The 22,710-nt window shown below is 61.8% G+C and carries 20 protein-coding genes and 1 tRNA gene; 11 read left to right on the top strand and 10 right to left on the bottom strand.

All coding sequences use genetic code 11. The features are described 5' to 3' along the window. The first annotated feature begins 260 nt into the window (after positions 1 to 260). Both ACPS74_RS06875 and ACPS74_RS06870 read left to right on the top strand, forming a co-directional pair. On the top strand, positions 261 to 1,166 hold the full coding sequence (locus ACPS74_RS06875) for a hypothetical protein (protein ID WP_029650865.1): 906 nt from the start codon (positions 261 to 263) through the stop codon (positions 1,164 to 1,166). Beyond that, a complete protein-coding gene (locus ACPS74_RS06870) occupies positions 1,163 to 1,777 on the top strand; it encodes a hypothetical protein (protein WP_029650867.1) in 615 nt (204 codons plus the stop codon). Before ACPS74_RS06875 ends, ACPS74_RS06870 begins: the two co-directional genes overlap by 4 nt. A 115-nt stretch (positions 1,778 to 1,892) precedes the next feature. Here the strand turns inward: ACPS74_RS06870 and ACPS74_RS06865 are convergent, their stop codons facing one another. Then, positions 1,893 to 2,123 carry a hypothetical protein gene (locus ACPS74_RS06865; protein WP_029650868.1) on the bottom strand — a complete coding sequence of 77 codons (231 nt, stop codon included), beginning with the start codon at positions 2,121 to 2,123 and terminating at the stop codon, positions 1,893 to 1,895. Between the two features lie 302 nt (positions 2,124 to 2,425). Here ACPS74_RS06865 and ACPS74_RS06860 point away from each other — a divergent pair, with 302 nt between their 5' ends. From ACPS74_RS06860 to ACPS74_RS06850, 3 genes are read left to right on the top strand one after another with little or no spacing between them, the layout of a single operon-like run. Then, positions 2,426 to 2,776, top strand: coding sequence for a hypothetical protein (locus ACPS74_RS06860; RefSeq protein WP_029650870.1), 351 nt, complete (start codon positions 2,426 to 2,428; stop codon positions 2,774 to 2,776). Beyond that, positions 2,769 to 4,181, top strand: a complete 1,413-nt coding sequence (locus tag ACPS74_RS06855; protein ID WP_051381780.1) for a hypothetical protein — start codon at positions 2,769 to 2,771, stop codon at positions 4,179 to 4,181. The genes ACPS74_RS06860 and ACPS74_RS06855 overlap by 8 nt, the downstream gene beginning before the upstream one ends. A 9-nt stretch (positions 4,182 to 4,190) precedes the next feature. Beyond that, complete coding sequence (locus ACPS74_RS06850) at positions 4,191 to 4,886, top strand: hypothetical protein (RefSeq protein WP_425622395.1); 696 nt, start codon at positions 4,191 to 4,193, stop codon at positions 4,884 to 4,886. 897 nt (positions 4,887 to 5,783) lie between these two features. Here the strand turns inward: ACPS74_RS06850 and ACPS74_RS06845 are convergent. The 3 genes from ACPS74_RS06845 to ACPS74_RS06835 are packed head-to-tail and all read right to left on the bottom strand — an operon-like array spanning position 5,784 to position 9,147. Next, positions 5,784 to 6,707: a phage exclusion protein Lit family protein gene (locus ACPS74_RS06845; protein WP_083481363.1), complete on the bottom strand. Its 924-nt coding sequence runs from the start codon at positions 6,705 to 6,707 to the stop codon at positions 5,784 to 5,786. 43 nt (positions 6,708 to 6,750) lie between these two features. After that, on the bottom strand, positions 6,751 to 8,166 hold the full coding sequence (locus tag ACPS74_RS06840) for a hypothetical protein (RefSeq protein ID WP_051381782.1): 1,416 nt from the start codon (positions 8,164 to 8,166) through the stop codon (positions 6,751 to 6,753). A gap of 6 nt (positions 8,167 to 8,172) precedes the next feature. Then, positions 8,173 to 9,147 carry a hypothetical protein gene (locus ACPS74_RS06835; RefSeq protein WP_083481364.1) on the bottom strand — a complete coding sequence of 325 codons (975 nt, stop codon included), beginning with the start codon at positions 9,145 to 9,147 and terminating at the stop codon, positions 8,173 to 8,175. Positions 9,148 to 9,732: 585 nt separating this feature from the next. On the opposite strand from ACPS74_RS06835, the gene ACPS74_RS06830 reads away from it, so the two are divergent. Both ACPS74_RS06830 and ACPS74_RS06825 read left to right on the top strand, forming a co-directional pair. Then, entirely contained in the window at positions 9,733 to 10,887 is a 1,155-nt protein-coding gene (locus ACPS74_RS06830) for an ATP-binding protein (RefSeq protein WP_239755403.1), read from the top strand. Continuing rightward, positions 10,884 to 13,382: a S8 family peptidase gene (locus ACPS74_RS06825; protein WP_029650882.1), complete on the top strand. Its 2,499-nt coding sequence runs from the start codon at positions 10,884 to 10,886 to the stop codon at positions 13,380 to 13,382. Before ACPS74_RS06830 ends, ACPS74_RS06825 begins: the two co-directional genes overlap by 4 nt. A 117-nt stretch (positions 13,383 to 13,499) precedes the next feature. On the opposite strand, the gene ACPS74_RS06820 is transcribed toward ACPS74_RS06825, so the two are convergent. The 5 genes from ACPS74_RS06820 to galE all read right to left on the bottom strand — a co-directional run bounded on the left by ACPS74_RS06820 (position 13,500) and on the right by galE (position 16,117). Then, a complete protein-coding gene (locus tag ACPS74_RS06820) occupies positions 13,500 to 13,922 on the bottom strand; it encodes a YciI family protein (RefSeq protein WP_029650883.1) in 423 nt (140 codons plus the stop codon). Positions 13,923 to 14,088: 166 nt separating this feature from the next. Continuing rightward, a tRNA-Arg gene (locus ACPS74_RS06815) sits at positions 14,089 to 14,165 on the bottom strand. Positions 14,166 to 14,242: 77 nt separating this feature from the next. Further along, on the bottom strand, positions 14,243 to 14,710 hold the full coding sequence (locus ACPS74_RS06810) for an SRPBCC family protein (protein WP_029650885.1): 468 nt from the start codon (positions 14,708 to 14,710) through the stop codon (positions 14,243 to 14,245). A 2-nt stretch (positions 14,711 to 14,712) separates the two neighbouring features. Then, positions 14,713 to 15,042 carry an ArsR/SmtB family transcription factor gene (locus ACPS74_RS06805; protein WP_029650887.1) on the bottom strand — a complete coding sequence of 110 codons (330 nt, stop codon included), beginning with the start codon at positions 15,040 to 15,042 and terminating at the stop codon, positions 14,713 to 14,715. A gap of 85 nt (positions 15,043 to 15,127) precedes the next feature. After that, positions 15,128 to 16,117, bottom strand: a complete 990-nt coding sequence (gene galE / locus ACPS74_RS06800) for a UDP-glucose 4-epimerase GalE (RefSeq protein WP_029650889.1) — start codon at positions 16,115 to 16,117, stop codon at positions 15,128 to 15,130. Positions 16,118 to 16,334: 217 nt separating this feature from the next. Here galE and galU point away from each other — a divergent pair, with 217 nt between their 5' ends. The 4 genes from galU (at position 16,335) to murA (ending at position 20,168) form a co-directional block, all read left to right on the top strand. Beyond that, a complete protein-coding gene (gene galU, locus ACPS74_RS06795) occupies positions 16,335 to 17,219 on the top strand; it encodes a UTP--glucose-1-phosphate uridylyltransferase GalU (RefSeq protein WP_029650891.1) in 885 nt (294 codons plus the stop codon). A 173-nt stretch (positions 17,220 to 17,392) separates the two neighbouring features. Beyond that, a complete protein-coding gene (locus ACPS74_RS06790) occupies positions 17,393 to 18,613 on the top strand; it encodes a beta-ketoacyl-[acyl-carrier-protein] synthase family protein (RefSeq protein ID WP_029650893.1) in 1,221 nt (406 codons plus the stop codon). 53 nt (positions 18,614 to 18,666) lie between these two features. Beyond that, on the top strand, positions 18,667 to 18,873 hold the full coding sequence (locus ACPS74_RS06785) for a hypothetical protein (protein WP_029650894.1): 207 nt from the start codon (positions 18,667 to 18,669) through the stop codon (positions 18,871 to 18,873). Beyond that, complete coding sequence (gene murA, locus ACPS74_RS06780) at positions 18,873 to 20,168, top strand: UDP-N-acetylglucosamine 1-carboxyvinyltransferase (protein WP_029650895.1); 1,296 nt, start codon at positions 18,873 to 18,875, stop codon at positions 20,166 to 20,168. Before ACPS74_RS06785 ends, murA begins: the two co-directional genes overlap by 1 nt. 134 nt (positions 20,169 to 20,302) lie before the next feature. On the opposite strand, the gene ACPS74_RS06775 is transcribed toward murA, so the two are convergent. Beyond that, a complete protein-coding gene (locus ACPS74_RS06775; protein ID WP_029650897.1) occupies positions 20,303 to 22,705 on the bottom strand; it encodes a transglycosylase domain-containing protein in 2,403 nt (800 codons plus the stop codon). Between the last annotated feature and the right edge of the window lie 5 nt (positions 22,706 to 22,710).

Below are 22,710 nucleotides of genomic sequence, written 5' to 3'. Positions count from 1 at the left end.
GAATTCCCGCCGACCCTTGAGCTGAACGGACGTAAATTTTGCGCCCGCTCGCAGCTCGAGCATCTCAAACAAACTTTGATCGCCCAGGCAATGGGCGCGACGCCGCCGGAATACGCTGCGCCTGCAGTGGAGGAATTCGTACCACTCGCGCAGGTTGCGAAAGAGTTAGGCGTATCTCGCCGCACAATTGGCCGCCGCATCGCTATTCCGAAACCAGTGGCGCCAAGCGATCGCCGAGATACGGGCTCGGGGGCGTCCGAATGATTTATCAGGCTGGCCGAATTAAACGGCGCGGGCGAATCAAACGGCGCCGAACACGCGAGCAAATCGAGCAGTTGAATCAGCAGATCATCGATATCCTTCGCGACGATCACCCCCAAAGCGTGCGGCATATTTTTTACCGATTAACGGACCCGAGGCTCCCGGAGTCGGTGGAAAAGACGGAAGCCGGGTACGAACAGGTCCAGGCACGATTGGTGAAGCTGCGTCGAGATGGCGTGATTCCTTATGGCTGGGTCGCCGACATGTCTCGGCGCGGCTATTTCGTCGATACTTTCGATGGGGGTGGGGACTTCGTGAGGCGCATGTCTAGCCTCTACCGCTCTGACCTATGGGCGCATGCCGATGACTATTGCGAGGTTTGGTGTGAGTCCAGATCCATAGCCGGCGTGATCCAGGACGACTGCCGTGAGCTTGCGGTGAGCCTTTATCCGTGCGGCGGCTTTGCCAGCATCAGCTTCGTGCATGAAGCGGCGGAAGAGATCAACAACCGCGATGACGATCGACCGATGACGGTTTTCTATATAGGCGACTACGATCCGGCCGGCGTGCTCATCGACGTGTCGCTCGAGCGCGAGTTACGGGAGCATTTGGACACCGACATTGAACTGAACTTCGTCAGGCTAGGCATTACGCCCGAGCAGATTGAAGCTTACGACCTCCCAACCAAGGCCCGCAAGAAAACCGAGAAGCGCGCGCCCGAAGTCGCGCACACTGTCGAAGCGGAAGCGATGCCTGCGAATATGATGCGCCAGCTGCTTCGCGACGCCGTCGAAGCGCTTCTACCGTTAGAAGCGCTTCGGGTCGCGAAGGTCGCTGAAGAGTCTGAGAAAGCGTTCCTGAGCAGCATCGCCGACATCCTCGACAAGAGAACGATCGGGCGATGACCGATGCGAAAAAGCTGGCCACGGCGAAACTAGAGTTTCTCGTCGCGGTGGCTCTGGACGCCGAGCTGCCGAAGCTCTCGATGCGCGCTGCCGCGATCCTTGCCGGGCGATATATGCACGCCAACAACGACGGCGTCGCCTGGCCTCGCATTGCGAGGCTATGTGACGATCTGCAAATTCGCAGTGAGAGCAAGGTGCGCGGCGCACTATATGCGCTTGTCGACGGCGGCTATCTGGAAGCGGATCGCAACCGCGGCGACACAACCCGCTATCGAATCGCGCCGCGCTTTTTCGAAACTGGCGCCGAGCCCCACGACAGGGCGGGGTCTGGCGACACCCAGCCCCGCAGTGGAGCGGAGGGAACGCCCCGCAGCAGGGCTACCCCCCAGCCCCAAAACGGGGCGGGGGGGCCGCCCCATAGAGGGGCGACAAGTACCGTAAAGGGAATACCGTTAATTGAAAACCGTAAAACTGTTTGGCATCGATCGGATGAATATCCTTCAGACAATGAGTCAAAAATTCAAAGAGAAGTAATTGGGAATTGGAGTGCTCAAGAGAGGTTCCCGCAATATCGCAAGAAGGTCGAACTCGACGACGATCTTCCGTTCTAAAACACAGACTCTGCATGAGTTCAGCGGCTGGTTCTAGGAATAGATCGGTCGGACGCGACGAAAGTTCCCACTCTGCACGCATACAGTCGCGATGAAATTTTCGCGGGCACGATTGCTAGGCGGGTGGCGCCTGGTATCCTTCTTCGGTCGACCAGGCCTCGATCAATTCCTGACCGTCGTAAAATTCGATGCGATGGTTATCGGCAGAATTTTTGTAGCGTGCGACGGCTCCGCCGAACGAGCTCTTGGCTTGGCTCGTGTCGCGATCTCTCAGCGTGCCGAGCTGCTTTCCGTTCTTTGAGATCACGATCGTGTAGCGCGGCTCGCTTGATCGATCGGCGTTCATTTTCGTGCTCCTAATTTCGAATCGCGTGAGCAATGCTCTCACGCGGAACGAGTCAGGATCGTGGCGACTTCGGTGCCTTTCGCGCTCAGCTTTCTCTCGCTCCTGACTACTGATCAGGTGCTCTGTCTGAGAATGTCTCATGTTGTCAATATTGTGTGACGAGCCGATTGCCAGCATATTTCGAGGGGTATCGTAGGGGTGTCATTCGCATGGATTCTGCCATTCAAGCTTCGACCGGTGCGACTTCGCGCCGGAAGCGCCTCGGTGCCGGAAGCGCATCGCCGTCCAACAATCGATCGGCAGTGACCAATCGTTTGACGGTGCTGGCTGGCGTCGATGGCCGGAGTGCGCGAGGACGACGATTCAAAGACCTCTGCATTGCACTCTCCGCGCCGTTTGGCAGCTTCGAGGGCTTGAGCGAAGAGGAGGCGATTCTCGTCAGGCACGCAGTCACAATGACCATCGCCGCTGAAGAGATGCAGCTCGCCGTCGCAAACGGAGAAATGGTCGATAACGACGGTCTCATTCGGACGACCAACGCGCTCGCGCGGATTATGAACGCGCTGAAGGTCCGACATCGGCCAAAGCGCGAAGCGGCGTCATCGCTCGCAGCCTACCTCGCCAGCAAAGCCAAGGTGGTCGTCGATGATTAGCATCGTCGAGGCGATGGACGACCCCGCACTGTTCGGGCCCTGGTTTCGAGGGCCGAGCTGGAGCGGCTGGAGGGCCGTCGCCAAGGCGGCTTTCGGGCTCGAGATGGGCGAAGCGGAACTTGCTTTCTTCGGCGAGGTTGCGGGAGGGCGCTCCCCGCCTAAGAGCCGAGTCAAGGAAGTGTGGGTCGGTGCTGGCAGGAGAGCTGGGAAAGATTCAATTGCGAGCCTCGTCGTCGCCTATACGGCGGCTCTTTTCGACGGCGCAGACCGACTACGGCCAGGCGAGCGCGCGCTTTGCTTGTGCCTCGCCTGCGACACAACGCAAGCGAAGGTCGTCCTAAACCTCATCCGGGCGTTTTTCAGCGAACTCCCCATGCTTCGGTTGATGATTCAGCGTGAAACCCAATGGGGCTTTCAGCTCACGAACGGCGTCGACGTCTTCGTCGGCGTCAATGACTTCCGGGCCGTCAGAGGCCGTACCATTCTTTGCGCCGTGCTCGACGAGTGCGCGTTCTTCCGGGACGATTCGAGCGCCTCGCCTGATCGTGAGCTGTACCGAGCGATCAAGCCCGGCATGGTGACGTTGCCCGAAAGCATGCTGATCGGAATTTCGTCGCCCTACAGGCGCGCTGGGCTACTCTATTCGAAGTATAAAGCCCTCTACGGCATTGACGCCGATGACGCGCTTTTCATCAAAGCGCCAAGCCGCACGCTCAACCCGATGCTTTCGCAAGAGATGATCGATCGCGCGCTCGAGGAGGACCCTGCAGCGGCATCATCCGAATGGCTTGCTGAATTTCGCGACGATCTTGCGAGCTTCATATCGATTGAGATGATCGAAAGCATGGTCGACCGCAATGTCATGGCGCGCCCTGCCGTTCCTGGCGCGCGATACCATGCGTTTTGTGATGCGGCTTCGGGAACAGGTAAGGACTCCTTCGCGCTGGCGGTGGCCCACAAGGACCGGGAATCGATCGTCGTCGACCTTGTTCATGAGCAAAGGCCGCCCTTCAATCCGCAGGCCGCCATCACTGAATGTTGCAGTGTTCTCCGAACCTACGGCATTCGGACGATTTCTGGCGACAAGTACGCGCCAGGTTTCACCGCGGACGCCTTTGGCCGGCATGGCGTGCATTACCGATATTCGGAACAAGACAAATCGCAACTCTATGTCGAAGCACTGCCGGCCCTTGTCAGCGGCCGGGTTCGGCTGCCCGACAATCGGCGGATGGTGACGCAATTCGCCAATCTCGAGCGGCGGACCGGGCCGAGCGGACGCGATCGCGTCGACCACGCTCGCAACGACAATGCGCACGACGATCTATCGAACGTGGTCGCGGGCGTCGTGGTTGCGGCCAACGCGAACTGGGGCGCGGGATGTTTCGTAACTCCTCTGAGAGTGTAGGAGGCCAGAATGAACCTAACGCTTGCCGATCTAAAAATGCACATGCCGCCGCCTGCTCAAATCTATCTTGAACTAGGAGCTCTTCATATGAACCCCTACGAAACAATTCTCACTCGAATTCCCGCAAGCGCCCCGAGCCTAGTGCGCGAAACCGTCGAAGTCGTCGGCCGTTTGGTCGATCGCTTTCGGGAAGAAGTTGCAACGATACGGCGAGATGCGTCGCTTTCGCCGGTCGGGCGGACGGAAAAAATCCGCGCGCGCTTCGATGGCGGATATCGCGAGCACTATTCGCAACTGCGAGGGACAGCGGACCGCGCCCTCGCAGGGATCACTGCAGAGATCGGCGGAATGCGTAAACGCGCTGTGGAGATGTTGTCCGAAGGCTCCACGCCCGCTCTGCGCCACGAGGTACGCCAGTTTTTGTTGTCGCGAGATGCGAATGAGCGTCGTCGTCTCGCTTTCAAGACCGAGGACCGGCTGATGCAGGCCGCAATCCTCGAAGCGCCGGCATTTCTTTCTGGCGTCGACGCTGAGGCCTATGCCGTAGTCGAGCAAAAAGTGGTCGAGGGAGCGTTCGGGCAGCGGCTGGGCGAATTGAAGGTCAATCACGATGGATGGCAAAACGCCGATGCAGCATTGAAAGTCGCCGAGGGGCAGCTCTCGAGAGAGTTTGAGATTGCCACGTTCGGAGTCGCCGCCGAATGACCGCGCCGCCGGCGCAGAACGCCCCGACCGTGGATGTAACGGCGGGGCGTTTTCATTTAGAGAGGTTCGCTAAGAGCCCGTCAAAAACGTCAAGTCGGTAACGCTCTACGATTTCCGAGTGGCGAAGGCATCTCGAACCGTCCGGTTTTGACCCTCAGCGGGGCGACGAGCGCCGCTAAAAATGTTAATTTACATTCGCCGGTCAGTTCGCGGCCTGCTTGGCGACACCGAGCGCAAAATACGCGAGGGGGCAACGATGAAAACGTTCGTTACGAATTCGCGTCCGATCATTTTTGCGTCCATAGTCACTTCAGCCGTGGCTTCCTTTTCTGGAGGTGCGGATGCGACGTCGAATGACCCTGTCGAGAGGGATATGCCTAACCCAATCTGCGAAACCTTTACCGTCAAAGATGTTTCGCGGGTTCCACCCGGCCACGAACCCAGCGGCGCCGAGTCGAGCTCGCTTAGTTTTACACATCGCAGCCGCATTTTCGGGGCCGGCAACAACGGCTGGATTAATACGCCATATTCGCGCACACCTGCGCTGGAGCGCTCTCGCGCCGGAGACCGAGTCCTTGTTTGCTTAGTTAAATACTATGCGGGATGTCCGAAAGGTGATGATCGGGGTAGGACTTATAGCGTTCGGAACCTGAGGACTGGTGCAACGTTCGAAGCTATGAATGGCTCGCATATTTGCGGAGGAGCCTGAAAAGAGAGTCGAAAACCTCGCGGCGTCAAATCCCGACCTGTGAAGCAAAAATGGAGAAAGGCGCATTACCGCCACGGCGGAATTCGCTCGAAGGTCCGCACTGGCGCAAGGGAGCCATTGGCCAAAGGCGGCTTCTGACCCACGGCCGACCTTCCGAAAGTCAGCTTGCAGCCTCGATGCTTCCGGCGTTACCGGAGCCGGTCGAGCAGGATCTCGACCATCTCCTGGTTTGACTTTGCAACAATGTCGAGCGGCCGGTTCTGCTGCCGCATGAGTGCGATTAGGAGGCAAGCTGTGAACAGCCAGAAGGACGAGTCGGCAGGAAGGCTATAACCGCTGATCATCGCCGTCAGCCGCTCAGCGATCGGTGGATATTGCCGATTGCCCCAATGGCCAGGGGTCGGCGTCATCGTATGGATGATCACGGCCGCGAGCGCTATGCCCATCGCGCGCTTCTGCTGGACTTCGGCGAAGTCATGCCCGTGCTTCTTTGCATAGGCGGCGAGGCCGCTCGTCATGAAGTCGCGGGCCCATGTATCGCAGGCGATTTCCTCTTCGGGCAGCGTCGAGGGCGCGCTGTTATCGGCGCAGAATATGACATGCCGGAATTCATGCAACAGTGCGAAGGCAAGGGCGAGCGCGACGAGATCGAACACGGACTTGTGCTGATTGTCGTTCAAGCTCTCACGATTGGAAGTCGGTTCGGGGACGTCCGCTGGCCAGGAGATGTCGGCGGTCTGCTCGGCTGCAATGAGCGACTGGGCGGTGCCGATACGCTGCTTGTAATCGAGTTCGTAATGCCGTCGTTCGGCATCAATGCTGAGGGCCTGTTCGAGCGGCATCCCGCGCGAAGTCGCGATTCCCAAGGCCGGCGAATACACTTCGATGGCGCGCCATGCGCTGAAGCCGAGCAGCCAGAAAGAATCGATCGTCTTGGTGTCGAATTGGATGCGCCTGGCATCAGCGTTCATAGTGACGCCCTTGGTGCTCGACACGACTTCAACGGCATGGCCGTACTGGCTCCAGAGGCTGCTGATTTCGTCGGCACGCTCGGGGACTGCACCGCGCAGGAGGTGAAGTATAGTCGTCCGGTCGGACGGCTCGGTTGTCATGCGTATGGGTTCTCCAAGGTGGGGAATAGGGCGGGTGCCCCGATCATGACGGCTCGCTTTCGTCAGGCGCGCCGCTCATCCGCCCGGCTTCGCCGGCCGTGCGCAGATGCGTGACTGAGGAAAGGACCGAGTTCGCCCAGATGGTGCTGCACTCGATGTCGCTATCGCGCTCGAACCAATGGGTCGCGCCTGGGATGAGATCGAACGGGATGGGGTGGGTGGCCAGCGGATTGTGGAACACCTCCAACTCCTGGCACCAGGCTTCGCCCCAAGGCCAGAGTGCCTGGTATTCGTCGCTGGCGACCGACAGCTCGAAATCGATTGGCTCCAGTGCGCCCGGGGTTCGGTCGAAGAGGATGCCGCGCCGGATCATCGTCAGCCCCGGAGGGCGCCAGCCGGCAAGGAAGCCCATCCGGTTGAACTTGGCGAGCGTCGCCGCATTGCTGAAGATGACGCCCGACAGATGGGCGAAGGCGGGATCTCGGAAGAGCCCCGCCGGGATGCCATGTTTGCCCGTCAGTTTGGCGATCGGCGTCCCGACAGCGCGGCGCTCTTTGGCTTCTCCTTCGATATCGGCGCGCAGTCCGTAGAGGTAGGTGGGCAGGGCTTCGCGGCTCCAGACCATAGAACCGGACCCGTGGAAATCTGCCAATGCGAGAGCGAAGGACTGGCCCTTCACGTGGTCCATCTCATGATAGTTGCGTTGGAGCTTGCCCCGCAGCGTTTTAGCGAAGCGCTCGGCCGGACCTCCCGTCAGGCGTTCGTTGCGATCCTCCGGCGCATGCACCCAATCGCCGATCCCGCCGGCGCGTGGGGTCTCGGAGTTGGCCGTCACCGCCTCGATCCAGCACGTGTCGCCCTCCTTCTCGATCAGGAAGTCAGGTGAGACCTGGTCTTGCCGCACGCTCAAGCCCTGTTCGCGAAAGCAGGCGAGAAGGTAGAGTTCGAACAGCCGGGAGGCGAAGTTGCTGGTCTGAAAATCCGGGACGAAGTTGGCGTCAGGATTGGGAAGCGCGAGATAGCATTCGCCGATCGCCATGAGCGCCGGCAGATGGCTGATCGTGGTCGTCAGCAGATCGAACTCCGGAGATGTCCCGCGCGGCCCAGGCTTCAGCAGGAGCGGGCGGCGCCTAGCTCCCGGCGGCAAGGGTTCCGGTGGATCGCCGGCGCGCATGCCAATACTGAGGCGGTCGAGCGCGGCCTCGGGGGTGGAATAGGGGCCGCCTTCATCGACCTTGGTCCAGCAGTGATCGATGCGCCGGCGCAAGGCGAGACTTGTGAAGGTCCCTGACCCCGGATCGACGAGGATACAGCCGCTCGCGTGGCCCCGTCCGGCCTGATAGGCGCTGAAGATATGGGCGAGGTCGAAATTGGGACCGCGTTCGAGTGACAGCGCATAGAGTTCAAACTGGCGCTGGCTGATCGGGGTGATCAGTCGCGGCTCAACGGTTTGGGCCATGGCAGCTCACAAGTCTGTAGGCGGGCAGACGCGCGCATCCGACTCCATCTTCACGACGCCTCCACCTTCGGCTGCCGCGGCGAGGGTATCGTTGGTTTCCCATACGTCGCCTTGCCGGGCTGTTACGAACTCACGGTCCCAGACGCCCCAGTTCGTGGGCAATGGAACCTGTGCCAGAGGATTGTGGACATAGGTGATTGGCCGGATTTGGCGCGAGAGGTTGCCGAGGCCGACCCGTGACCAGATCACACCCGAGATGTCGGCGAAGCGCTCGTTGAGGAAGGCCGCGCGCGGGATCGGATTGCGCTCGCGGGGGATCAAGGGCGCGGCGTGAAAGCCCTCTTCGAGGACATCACCGGTGTCGCGGTCGATGGTGATGAAGGCGTCGCCGATCGGGAACAGCGTCGTCATGATAAGCGGCAAGGGCTGTTCGGCGACGTAGACGCCGAAGCGGCTGGCGCTGATAGCGATGATGCGGGTGTCTTCCGGCGCGATCACGCCCTGTTCGATGTAGCAGGCGATCTTCTGAGCCTTGGTCCAGAACGCGCTGGAGGTCCGAAGCTGCGCCTGGCGGGTCGGCGCGGCGGCAAGGCCGCCGCCTTCATTGATCGGCACGGGGCGCACGATCTGGTCAGGACCCGGAGCACCTTCGTCAGGGGTGATGGCCTCGATCCAGATGCGGCGACCGTCTTCGAGGACGCACAGGTCCGGCTGGCCGCCTTCACGCTGACGATCGATGACGGGCAACAACGTCCGCCCCGCCTCGAGCAGCGTGCAGCCCAGATACATTTCCCAGAAGCGCCCATCGACGTCGCGCGCGAAACCCTGACGGAAGTCAGGATCGGCATAGGGCGCGTAGCGCTCCCACATCTCCTGCAGCATGGCGTGAAGCTGCTGTTCGATCGGAAACTCGGCGGCTTTCAGGTTCTCGAACCCACGATCGAGATTGGCGCCGTCAACGTCGAAAAGATCGCTCATCATCAATTCGTCTCGCCATTCGAACCTTCTGCCCTGCGCTCACAGCGCCATGCCCGCATACATACTGACGGCGAACATGGTAACCGACTTCTCGCGAATGTCAGGAAGTTGGCGACGGCGTAGTGTCTGCTCTTGGCGCTAAGCGGACCCGTCACTCAACTCGGGGAGGGTTCGATAACGTTCCAATCGTCATCGTCGGCGACGACGCGCCTTTCTTCGTCAGCGCCCGGACAATCGTCTGCGCGACCACCTTGGCGTGGCGCCGGATAGGCAACTGAGGGGCTGCTGCGCGGAGTCGGCTCGTCCTCCAAATAGCATAAGGCGCTGCTGTGTTTCACACCACAAAACCACGGATTCCGCAGGGCGAGCGGTGCGCAAGGAACGCGGACGCTCCAGGCGGCTTGCATTGAGAACGAGGGGTCGCTACGCAACAAAATAGCTGATACACGCAACATATATAGAGAAAATGCAACATTTGGCCTTGCATGCCGTGATATTGCGTGCAATTGTGCAACTACGCTCATAAGAAAGCACAAAGGTCGAGGGATGGAGCACTTCCCAATTGTTCAAGCGCTATGCCGGGTGGCCATGTCCACGCCAAGCCCAGCAGCCAGGAAGCAGATCGAGCGATTGAGGGACGCACTGCGAGAGGCGGGCGATGCTAAACAGGCTGCGTCTCTGTCGGCGCTGCTCACGAACGCGGACAAAGCGCAAGAGATGGCCCCGAGCCGCCTAACCCGCTCGCGGGCGATGGTGCCGGGCGAAACGCTGACGCCGAACACGCCGCTTCCGACGGATCGAGAAACTTCGACGCCGTTGGCTCAAATCATCTTCCCCCAGCAAATTCCGGGACAACCGCCGTTTTTCAACGAGCGGGTCACTTCTGCCGTCCGGAGCCTGCTGGAAGAATGGCTTCACGTCGAAGCTCTCGAAGCCATTGACGTGTCACCCGCGAAAACTTGCTTAATCTACGGTGCGCCCGGCACGGGAAAGACACGACTCGCCCTTTGGATCGCCAAGCAGCTTGAGCTGCCGATCTTGGTGGCCCGTCTCGATAGTCTAGTTTCCTCGTTCCTCGGCACCTCGGCTCGCAATATTGGAAATCTCTTTGCCTTCGCAAACCGCTATCGCTGCCTGCTGCTTCTCGATGAATTCGACGCGCTGGCAAAGCTCCGCGACGATCCGCAAGAGGTCGGAGAAATCAAGCGCATCGTGAACGCGCTGTTGCAGAGCCTCGATGGCCGGCAAACCATAGGCTTCACGATTGGGATTACGAATCATCCGCAACTGCTCGATCCTGCAGTGTGGCGTCGTTTCGAGGTCCAGCTTGAAATCCCAAAACCCGATTTCGCGCTTCGGCTCGAAATGGCGCGGGCCTTCATTATCCCGACGCAAGCGCCGGAAGCGCATTTAAAGTTGCTGGCCTGGTTCACGGAAGGAACGACTGGCGCGGAAATCGAAATGCTTGTCCGAAACTATAAGAAGCTGCGCGCCGTGCGCGGCAAAGAACATAGCGACGTTCTCGACGTGTTTCGCCAGTTCGCAACTCTCAATAGCGGAAGAATCGGGGTGGATCGCCGCAAACTGCTTTTCGGCGACGAAAAGGAATTGATGGCCTCGCTGCACGACACGCCAGAGCTGGGATTTTCGATCGAAGAGATCGGTGAGATCGTTGGAAGGCACAAGTCCACGATTAGCCGTAAGCTCAATCCCCGACAGAAAAAAGCGGAAGGTGCCGAATGACCAGTCCCGTCCAGGTCATTTTGAACGCGGAAAATTTCACTGAGAACCGTGACAAGCCAAGCGGCGGCGGACCGAAGACGGATTTCTTCGCAAGGGACGACGCAGGCTTCGTTGCGCATCGCAAGCATCTCGTCGCGCAAATCAAATCGATTGTCGCCGAGTTGGAACGCCAGACCCCGATGTTCGGGCAAGTAGGCTTCGTGAAAGTCATCCTTCGACGAAAGGCATGGGCTAAGAGTCACCGCCCTACGCACGCGCTTTTTAGGGAGGAGTGGACGCCGCTCGTCGGCGGCTTAGATTTGGGTCAGCTCCTGGTTGAAGCAACGCCAACCGCCTTGACGCGCATCAGCCAAGAAATCGCGCGAGCGGAGGATCGCGTCGAATGGCGATACGACAAACAAAAGGGAAGAGACGTTCCCTATCCCACCGGTCGTCGTAGCGAGGCAGGCGCAATAGAGTCGATCGAGCTCTATGGTGCGGGAGATCGCAGGAAATTCGATCTGGACCAAGCGGTCGTGTGGTTGTCTTCCACGCGGACAGGCGGGCGATATGAAGTCGAGCTATTCGAGGCTCCCCCGCCGCAAGCTAATTGGGATGCGCTCGGAAACCGGCAACAGCTCTTCCGGTCCTTCGTCGCTGGACTCCAGCGTCTCGGTCAGGGGCTTCGTGTCGAATTAGGCGAGAGCCGTACGCTAAAGGAATGCCCGCATGTGACGGTACGCCTTGAACAATCGGCATTGCCGCCGCGCGTGCAATTGACTCCGGAACCCGCGACAAAGGCTCGTGAGGTCGCGCCATTTGATCCAAGCCGAGACAGACACGCGCGTCTGCTCGCATTCCTCGAGCATCACCCGCTCGTTCGCCGGATTGATTTGCCGGGCGTGGTGACGCGCAGTGCGGAAACGGGCCGCCGACGTCCCAATGGCGTCGAGCTTCCGAAGCGCATTTCCACGCGGTCCTGGCCGAGGGTCGGTGTTATCGACGGCGGTGTGAGCGACACGGCGCTGGGCGAATGGATCATCGGTCGATGGGGACTGCTTGCCGACGAAGATATCGACGCGGAACATGGGACCTTCATCGGCGGAATTCTCGTTGCTGGATCGCAACTCAACGGCGCGGTCGTAAGTAATGATCCCGACGGCATGGAGATTTTCGATGTCGCGGTTTTTCCCGCAACAGATGCTGGCTTTGGGACGTATCATGGCGATCTGACCGGGTTCCTAAACGAAGTCGAGAACGCAATCGTCGAGGCCCGCACTCGCCATAACGTGCGAGTGTTCAATTTCAGCCTAAATATTCAGAATGCCGTTACGCCCGACTACTACAGCAAAGTTGCGGCGCGATTCGATCAAATCGCAGACGCGCACGACGTTGTCATTTTCATCTCTGCCGGAAACCTCGTTTCCCTTCGCAAAGAGTGGCCTAAACAGCCAGAGATGGCACTCCAGCTGGTGGCAGAAAGCCAGAACGATGGGATCCTCGTTCCCGCCGAAAGCGCCCGTAACGTCTCTGTCGGTTCGTTGAACGCACCCGGTGTTCCTGGAACGATTGGGCACGCGCCAGCCTGCTATACGCGACGCGGCCCAGGCCTGCGAGCTTTGGTGAAACCTGACTTTGCCTTCATCGGGGGAAGTGGCTCGCCGCACCCGAGCGTCGGTCACGGATTGTTTTCATTGTCATCGGATGGCCTCGTCACCGACGGCTGCGGCACCAGCTATGCGACGCCGTTCCTGGCCAAGCAGGCGGCGCTCCTCGATGCGGGGATTGAAGGCAATGTTTCGCGCGAGACATTAATCGCTCTGTTGGCACACCATGCCAGGGCTCCGGGACCGCTCCAAGATAAGCTGCTGGACGTAGTCGGACGCCAGCTTGCGGGGCATGGCGTTCCGAACGCGGTGGCGGACATTCTCGAGGGCGACGATCATCAGATAACGCTCGTGTTCGCCGCGCGCCTGATGCGCGACAAGCAACTGAATTTCGGGTTCACATGGCCGACTTGTTTGGTCGAAAGCGGAAAATGTCGAGGCGGGGCGCGACTAACATTGGTCGCAAGCCCGCCTCTCGACCAGAGATTCGGGGCGGAGTTCGTGCGGATCAATATAGAAGCCGCACTGCAACAAGAGACGACGAAACCGAACGGAAAAACCTCCTGGAAGGGGCAGCTGAAGCCGCTCTACCTGCCCTCGGCCAATTCAGATTATCCGTTTGAAGCCGAGCGCATCGAACACGGGCTGAAATGGAGTCCCGTGAAAGTATACGGCGACACTTTAAAGAAGGGACGAGGAAACTCATCGACGTGGCGATTGCTTGTCGAATATCTCTCTCGCTCTGACAACCAGGAAATGCCGCCGGAAGGCGTGCCATTCACGGCGATTTTGACGATCCGGGACCCCAGAGGGGAGGAGCCGGTTTTCAGCGTCATGCGGCAACAGCTCGCCTTGAACGTCCAACTGTCGGATATCAGAACTGCGGCAAGGGTAACGTCTCGAGTATAATCATGGTTTTTCTCAGCGTCTCTTTATCGAGACTCGACGGAGGAACCCACTTCAGCGCGAAGGTCGTCGATCGTCGGAGGGGCAGGGTGCATCGCGCGAGGCGCTCCGGCCGGCGCGCTACACGTCCGACAGTCTCTTGCGGATCCGATGTTCCGCTTCAGCGATCTCGGGCGTCATGGCGTCGCCGAAGTCGGCGGCTTCATAGAGCGGACGGATTTCGATCTCGCTCCGGCCGAGCATCGGGTTGGGGCATCGCCTTACCCAGTCGACCGCCTCAGCCATATCCTTGACCTCCCAAAGCCAGAATCCGGCGACTAGCTCGGCCGTCTCTTCGAATGGGCCGTCATAGACGGTTCGGTCGGCGCCATTGAACGCCACGCGCTTACCGTTACAGGAAGGCTGCAGGCCCTCGCCAGCGAGCATAACGCCGGCGTTGACCAGCTCCTCGTTGAATTTCGTCATCGCCTCCAGGAGCTCGGTCGATGGCAGGAGACCTGCCTCGCTGTCATGCGTCGCTTTCACAAGAACCATGACGCGCATCGACTATCTCCTCGGTTTCGCGGTCGGGACGCCGCTGATCGGTCGGCTCGCGGAAAGCATATCGCTTGCGGAAGGAACGGGAGGACTGGTTACCCCATTGGATACCCGCTAGCGCGACTTGCGAAAATAGGGCTCTGAAATATTCAACTAACTTGCTGTTTTCAAATGGCGGTCCCGAAGGGATTCGAACCCCTGACCTTCGGTTTAGGAAACCGCTGCTCTATCCTGCTGAGCTACGGGACCGCGTCGCCCCTCTCTAGCATAGAGCGCGTTTTTGAAAAATTGCGTCGTGGGCTCGCCGGCGCCTGCGGGCGTGCTCCTCAGGAAATATTCCGCGCCACTTCTTCGAGCTGCGCAATGCATGCGCCCCAGCCGTCATAGAACCCCATCTCTTCGTGCCGCCGGCGTTCGGCGTCGTCCTTGTGCATGACGCGTGCGACGTAGCGCGTGCCGGAGCCTTCGTCAGCCATGGTCAGGATCGCGGTGAACGCGAGCCAGGGGGACGCGGGACGCCAGGCGCCGACGAGCATCGAGGTGAAGACGATGCGCTCCTGTGGCGCGATGTCGAGAAAGCAGCCGGGATTGTCGCTTTCTCCGCCATTCGGGCCGCGCATGAATGTGTGAAAGGCGCCGCCGGGACGAAAGTCGAAGGCGCGGACCTCCGTCGTCCAGGGTCGCGGGCACCACCATTCCTTCAAGAGCGCCGGGTCGGTCCAAGCCTTCCAGACGCGCGTGCGGGGGGCGGCCACGAAGCGGGAAATTTCAAGGTCCAGTTTTTGATCGCCCATCCTTAATCCTCGCTTTTTTCCAGGAACGCATCCAAACGATCGAAGCGCGCCTCCCAATGCGCGCGTTGCCGCGCGAGCCACGCCTGCGCGGCGTCGAATCTTTTTGGCTGGATGCGGCAAGTGCGCACGCGCCCGATCTTACGGCTCGTCACAAGCCCGCTCCGCTCCAGAGTCTGCAAATGCTGCATGACCGCAGGCAGCGACATGTTGAGCGGCTTGGCCAAGTCGCTGACATTCGCCGGCCCGCGCGCAAGGCGCTCGACCATGGCCCGCCGCGTCGGATCGGCGAGCGCCGAGAACATGCGATCGAGGCTCTCAGAACGCTTAGGCATGTGCTTAAGTATCATTGCGCGGCGTCAGCGGCAACAAAAACTTCACAAACCGCTTAAGTGTTGGGCGGACGATTCCGGCGCGGCATCAGCCGCAGCGCGCGATCAGACGCTTTTCCCATTCGAGCGCCTGGCGAACGATCTCGTCGAGGTCGTCATGCTGCGGCGTCCAACCGAGCGTCCGGCGAATTCTTTCGTTCGCCGCGACAATCGCCGCGGGGTCGCCGGGCCGGCGCGGGGCCATCTCGACGTCGAAATCAACGCCGGAAACCCGCTTCACAGATTCGATCACTTCGAGAACGGAAAAGCCGCGCTCATAGCCGCAATTGGCGGTGAGATTGGCGCCGCCGTCGCGCAGATAACGCAAGGCGTCGAGATGGGCGCGCGAGAGATCGGTGACCTGGATATAGTCGCGCACGCATGTGCCGTCCGGCGTCGGGTAATCATCGCCGAAGACCTGCAGCTTCGGGCGCAGGCCGAGCGCCGTCTGCACGGCGACCTTGATGAGATGCGTGGCCTCGGGCGTCGATTGCCCCGAACGCCCCTTCGGATCCGCGCCGGCGACATTGAAATAGCGCAGGGCGACATAGGCAAGGCCGTGCGCGCGCGCCGTATCCTCCAGCATCCACTCGACCATGAGCTTCGATCGCCCATAGGGCGAAACCGGCTTCAACGGCTCGTCCTCGCTGACCGGATTTTGCAGCGGGTCGCCGTAGACGGCGGCGGTCGAAGAAAAAATGAAGCGTTTGACGCGACGCGCCACGGCCGTCGCGAGCAGGGTGCGCGCTTTCGCCGTATTGTTGAGATAATAGCCGAGAGGATCGGCGACGGAGTCGGGAACGACGATCTTTGCGGCGAAGTGAATGATCTCATCGACGCGGTGGCGCTCGATCAGATCGGCGACGAGATCCGCGTCGCCGAAATCGCCGACGACGAGCGGCGTCCCCTCCGGAACCGACCAGCGAAAACCGGTGGATAAATCGTCGAGCACGACGGGCGGACCTTCGCCGGCGTCGAGCAGTTCGAGAACCGTATGACTGCCAATATAGCCGGCGCCGCCCGTAACCAGAACCGTCATGCCGCAACCTTCCTCTCGTATCTTCGACAGATGTTCACGCCGCAGTCCTGACGCCTCATGTCTTTTGCGCCGTTCGCGTCGCGAACTCTACGATCCAGCCAAATCGTGCTAAACGGCCGAGTTTCAAGCCGCCTTCGGTCGACCCTGCGGCGAGTCGCCTCCGGAGCGATTCGCCGCTATCACCCCTTCGCCGTCTCACCTCTCAACGGGCTTCTCCATGAGCAAACGCATTCGCAAGGCTGTTTTCCCCGTCGCCGGCCTCGGCACGCGCTTTCTGCCCGCCACCAAGGCCGTGCCGAAGGAGATGCTGACCGTCGTCGACCGCCCGGTCGTGCAGCATGTCGTGGACGAAGCGCGAGAAGCCGGAATAGAGCATTTCATTTTCGTCACCGGGCGCGGCAAGGGGGCCATCGAAGATCACTTCGACATGGCCTATGAGCTTGAGGACACGCTGCGCCGCCGCAACAAGTCCAAGGAATATGAAGCCCTGATGTCGGACCTGCCGGCCGCCGGGGCGACAAGCTTCACCCGTCAGCAGGCGCCGCTTGGCCTCGGCCACGCCGTATGGTGCGCGCGCGACATCATCGGCGACGAGCCCTTCGCGGTGCTCCTGCCCGACATGATCACGCTTCCGGCGCAGGGTCAGAACGCGCGCTGTCTCGCCGAGGCGGTCGCGGCCTACGAAAAGCACGGCGGCAATATCATCGCGGTCGAGGAAGTGAAGCCGGAAGAGACGCATCAATACGGCATCGTCGCGCGCGGCAAGGATTATGGTTCGACCTTCGAAATCACCGGCATGGTCGAGAAGCCGCCGCAGGGAACCGCGCCCAGTAATTTCATTATTTCCGGTCGCTATATTCTGGAGCCGGAAATTTTCGGGTTGCTCGAAAAGCATGAAAAAGGCGCTGGCGGCGAAATTCAGCTCACCGACGCCATGATTCATCTCGCGAAGACGCGGCCCTTCCACGCCGTCCGCTTCGACGGACGCACCTATGACACGGGCTCAAAGCTCGGATTTCTCGCGGCCAATGTGGCTTTTGGGCTGGCGCGGCCGGACGTCGCGGAGGGCCTGCGCGCCGAGCTGAAGAAGTTGCTTGATTAGAGCGTACATCCAGAAAAGACAGTGGCTTGTGCGCGTCTTGGGCGAACGGCGGCGCTTGTCTGCGGCGCGGTCCGCCGTTTGACGCCGGCGCGCGCCTCATTAAACCTTCAAACGATTCTTAAGATCGGCGCGTCGCCGCGCGCGGTTGAAATCAAGCAAAGGATTGAACATTGATGCCGCAACAGGGCGCCGCGCGTAGAATCGTCATTACCGGAATGGGCGCGGTGTCGGCCGCCGGCATTGGCGCGACGCCGCTGTGGCGCGCGGCGCGCGACGGCGTGTCTTGCGTGCGCCCGCTGAAATCCGAGCGCCCCTATGTGGGGCGAATCAAGATCGCCGCGCAGGTCCCGGATTTCGATCCCGCCGCCTATCTCGAAGCCGAACTGCTCCCCTACTGCGATCCCTTCACGCAATTTTCCATCGTCGCCGCTGATGAAGCGCTGGCGCAAGCCGGGTTTGAGCGCAAGGCGGTCGGCGGGCCGCGCACGGCGGTCATCATCGGCACCGGAATCGGCGGCGCCACGACCATCGATAATAACGCCTATCTCGAATATAAGCTCGACGGCCGTCCGGATACGCTGACCGTGCCGCGCCTGATACCGAGCGCCGCGCCGACGACTCTCGGCATGCGCTACGGCGCCAAGGGACCGACCTTCGCGCTCGCCTCCGCCTGTTCCTCGGCGGCGCAGGCCATCGGCGAAGCCTTTGAAATGCTGCGCGCGGGACGCGCCGATCGCGCGATCGCGGGCGGCGCCGAAGCCTGCGTGATCAACGGTTCGATTCGTTCGTGGGAGGCGCTGCGCGTTCTCACCCCGGATCTCTGCCGCCCATTTTCGTCAAAGCGCAACGGCATGACGCTTGGCGAAGGCGCCGCTGTCTTCATCCTGGAGACGCTCGAAGGCGCGCTGGCGCGCGGCGCGACGCCGCTCTGCGAACTTGCCGGCTATGGCACGACGAGCGACGCATTCGATCCGCTGCGCGCCGATGTCGAAGGCCCGTCGCGCTGCATGCGGCTTGCGCTCGACAGCGCCGGATTGGAGCCCGGCGACGTCAACTATCTCAACGCCCACGGCACCGCGACATACGCCAACGACATCACCGAGTCCCTGGCGATGCGCGCCGTCTTTGGCGACGCGCCGCCGCCGGTTTCGTCAACGAAACCGGTGCACGGCCATGCGCTCGGCGCAAGCGGCGGGCTCGAGCTCGTCGTGACGATTTCGGCGCTGCGCGATCAGATCGCCCCGCCGACGATCAATTTCCTTGAGCCTGACCCCAAATGCGCGGTCGACGCTATTCCCAATGTCGCGCGCCAAATGCCGATTCGCGTCGCGCTCTCGAATTCTTTCGCATTTGGCGGCATCAACGCCACGCTCGCCGTGCGGGCGATGATTTAATCGGGTAGGGCCCTAGAATCGCAGGAGTTTTGCACGGGGGGCAGTCGACCGCGATGACAGACAACGACGAGCAGGGCAGGAGGGGCGCCCCAAAAGGGGCGGATTTTAGCCCGAAGTCTAACAGCGAGCCGAAGAAGAAGGCGGCGCTTGCCGCCGCCTTGCGCGCCAATCTTGCCCGTCGCAAGGCGCGCGAGCGCACGCTGCGGGACCAGGCGCCAGCGAAACACGGCGAGGACTCGAAAACCGACAGCGAGGGGTGATGGATAAGATCAAGATCGTCGGCGGGACCAGGCTCAATGGCGTGATCCCGATTTCCGGCGCGAAGAACGCCGCCTTGCCGTTGATGATCGCATCGCTCCTGACGCGCGAAACCGTGACGCTCGCCAACATGCCGCTCCTCGCGGATGTGATGCTTCTCGAGCGCATCCTCGGCAATCATGGCGTGGATTACGCCATCGCCGGCAAGCGCACCGGCGAGTCCGTCGACGCCGGCCGCACCGTTCATCTCACCGCGCGCGAAATCGTCGACACCACCGCGCCCTATGATCTCGTCTCGCGCATGCGCGCCAGCTTCTGGGTGCTCGCGCCGCTCGTCGCGCGTTGCGGCGAGGCGCGCGTGTCGCTGCCGGGCGGCTGCGCCATCGGCACCCGCCCTGTCGATCTTCTTCTCATGGCGCTGGAAAAGCTCGGCGCCAAACTCGACATCGAAAATGGTTACGTCGTCGCCTCGGCGAAGAATGGTCTCATCGGTGCCGAGATCGACTTTCCCAAAGTCACCGTCGGGGGCACGCATACGGCGCTGATGGCGGCCTCGCTCGCGCGCGGGACCACCGTGCTGCGCAACGCCGCGCGCGAACCCGAAGTCGTGGATCTTGCCGACTGTCTCATAAAAATGGGGGCGCGCATCAAGGGCGCCGGCCAGTCGACGATCGAGATCGAGGGCGTGGGTTCGCTTTTCGGGGCAAGACACGCCGTCATGCCCGACCGCATCGAGGCGGGCACTTACGCCATGGCGGTGGCGATGACGGGGGGCGACGTTCTGCTCGCTGGCGCGCGCGCCGATCTTCTGCAGGCGGGGCTCGACGCCCTTGTGCAGGCCGGCGCCAGCATCACCGAGACGAATGAAGGGCTGCGGGTGACGCGCAATGGCGCCGGCATTTCGCCGGTCGATGTCACGACGGCGCCCTTCCCCGCCTTCCCGACCGATCTGCAGGCGCAGTTCATGGCGCTGATGACGCGGGCCAAGGGCGTTTCGCGCATCACCGAGACGATTTTCGAGAACCGCTTCATGCATGTGCAGGAGCTCGCGCGGCTCGGCGCTCAAATCAAGCTTGAAGGCGATACGGCGATCGTGACGGGGGCCGATCACCTCGATGGCGCGCCGGTGATGGCGACGGATCTGCGCGCTTCCGTCTCGCTCGTCATTGCGGCGCTCGCCGCGCGCGGCGAGACGACGATCAACCGCGTCTATCATCTCGATCGCGGGTTCGAACGGCTGGAGAAGAAGCTGCGCGGCTGCGGCGCGGAAATCGAGCGCATCACTTCCGCGGGGTGAGCGATAATCTTTGGGTTCTGTCATTTCCGACGCGCGCTCACGAACCCAGTAAAACCGTACTGTGATGATGACGCTCCCCTAGATCCCGATCAGGCCGTCAGCCTGTCGAGATCGACAGAGATGATAAAGACCCCTCACTCGATCACAATCTTCACTGCGCGAGACGCGACCGGGGCGAGCGCCAGCCGCGCCTGAATGCGATGTCTGCCAGGCGTCATCGGCCAGAACACGGTCTCGCCCGCCTGCGCGGTGGCGAAGGGCTCGCCGTCGATCGTCCAGACGATCTGCGCATCTGCGCCTGTTGGCGCGAGCTTCAATGCGAGTCGGTTGAAGCGCTCAGGCTGCTCCGGGTTTCGCCAGATATGCGTGTTGTGCTCCGGCGTCGCGATGACGAGCGGCGCGGCGCTCATTGCTGGCGAGTCGCACGCTCGATCCGCTTTCTCCCCCTGCGGAGCGCCGGAAAGGCGCGCCTCGAAGGCTGGCGGAGCGCAGGGCGCCGTTTCCGGAACATCCTTCGAGACGCCGCTTCGCGGCTCCTCAGGATGAGGACGCGGATGTTGCGTCTGGCTCCAATCGGCGTCTTCCGGCTTCACCCATTCGCGCAATGTCTGCGCGCAGTCGGCGCCATCGCCAGCGCGACAGAGATCGATGGCGATGCGTCCCGGCGGCGGCGCAAAAGTTTCGGGCGCGATGTCTCCGGGTTTCGCGTCATGCAGCTTCGCCAGCACGGCGTGGGCTAGCCGCGCGGCCGATGAAACGCCCGTCATCGCGCGCATCGCGCCGGCGTCGCCGCGCCCGAGCCACACGCCGACGATGAATTTATGCGAATAGGCGATCGTCCAGGCGTCGCGATAGGCTTGCGACGTGCCGGTCTTCACGGCGACGGCGAAGGGATATTCGAGCGGCCCGTATCGCGGAAAAGAGGGAAGCCGCGCCTGCGGATCGGCGAGCATCGAGGCGATCAGCCGCGCGCTGTCGACCGACAAGACGCGCCGCGCCGGACGTCGCGATTCGTCGCGGGTGAACGCAAGGTCGCGCATGATCCCGTCGTCCGCGAGCGCGGCATAGGCGCGCATCATGTCTTCAAGCCGGGTCGGCAAGGCGCCGATCGCCATGGAAATCCCGAAACTCTCCGCCGGCGTTTCGAGATCGTGCAGGCCGAGGTCGCGAAGGAAATTGAAATTCGCCTCAAGCCCGACGCGCCGCAGCAGATTTGTCGCCGGCACATTGCGCGAATTGGCGAGCGCCTGACGCGGGGTCAGCGGTCCAAGATAGAGTCCGTCGGCGTTCGATACGCCGGAGGCGCCTTCGGGAATATCGTTCAAGAGATCCGTCGTTTTGAGAACGCCGCGCTCGAACGCCAGCGCATAGATGAAGGGTTTTAGCGTCGAACCGGGAGAACGCCGCACGCGGGTGAAATCGAAGGCCCCGGCCTGCGGGTCGTTGTAGTCGGAGGAGCCGACGTCGGCGATGACGGCGTTCGTTCCGCGCTCCACGACCATCACCGCGACTTGCCGCGCGCCGCGGCGGCGGAAATACGATAGATAGCGGCGGGCGAGATGCAGGACGTCCTGTTCGACCGCCAGATCGATCGTCGCATTGATGCGCCGATCGCCCTCCGCGACCGGCCGCGCCAAGCCGTCGCGCGCGAGCGCTTCGTAGCGCAGCGCCAGATGCAGAGTTTCGGGACGCCGCTTGGCGTCGAGCGGACGCATATGATCGAGCTCGGCGCGCGCCAGCGCCGCCTGCGCGGCGTCGAGCGCGCCTTCGTCTTCGAGCCGCGCGAGCGCATGACGCGCGCGCGCCGCCGCCAGTCGAAGGCCAGCCTCGCGCGTGATGTTCATCCGTCCTGGCGATTGCGGAATGGCGGCGAGCAGCGCCGCCTGCGCCCAGGAGAGGTCTTCAACCGGCTTGTCGAAATAAAAGCGCGCGGCGTAGGCGACGCCATGGCCGTTCAATCCATAGGGCGCGAGGCGCAGATAATGCGCGAGCGTCGCGTCGCGTCCGTGGCGCGCGACGATGGCGAGCGCCGTCGCCGCCTGCATCAGCTTTTCGGCGAAGCTGCGCGGCCTCTCCGTTTGCATCCGCGCAACCTGCATGGCGATCGTCGAGGCGCCTTCGCGTCTGCCGCGTGAGGTCAGATTGCGCCATGCGGCGCGCGCCAGCGCGCGGACGTCAACGCCGAAATGATCGTAGAAGCGGCGGTCTTCCAGAGCGAGCGTCGCCCGCGCCATGCGCTGCGGAATGGATGCGAGCGGCCAGTAGCCATAGTCGACGCGCATCGCGTTCGTCGCGGGATCGCGAGTCTTCTCGCCGATCTGCGTGAGAAAGGCGCCGTTGCGGTCATAGACGATGGCGCTGGCGCGCGGCGCGACGAGCTCGGCGCGCGACAGCGCCGCGTGCGAGAGCCAGGCGGCGGTTGCGATCAATGTCGCGATAAGAGCAAGAAAGATGCAGTTCGCGAACCCTCTCCCGCTTGCGGGAGAGGGTGGCCCCGCGAAGCGGGGTCGGGTGAGGGCGAACCCAGTGACCCTCATCCGTC

Source organism: Methylocystis sp. SB2, assembly GCF_049817085.1.
Classification (GTDB): domain Bacteria; phylum Pseudomonadota; class Alphaproteobacteria; order Rhizobiales; family Beijerinckiaceae; genus Methylocystis; species Methylocystis rosea.
This window is presented reverse-complemented; position numbering and strand designations above follow the sequence as displayed.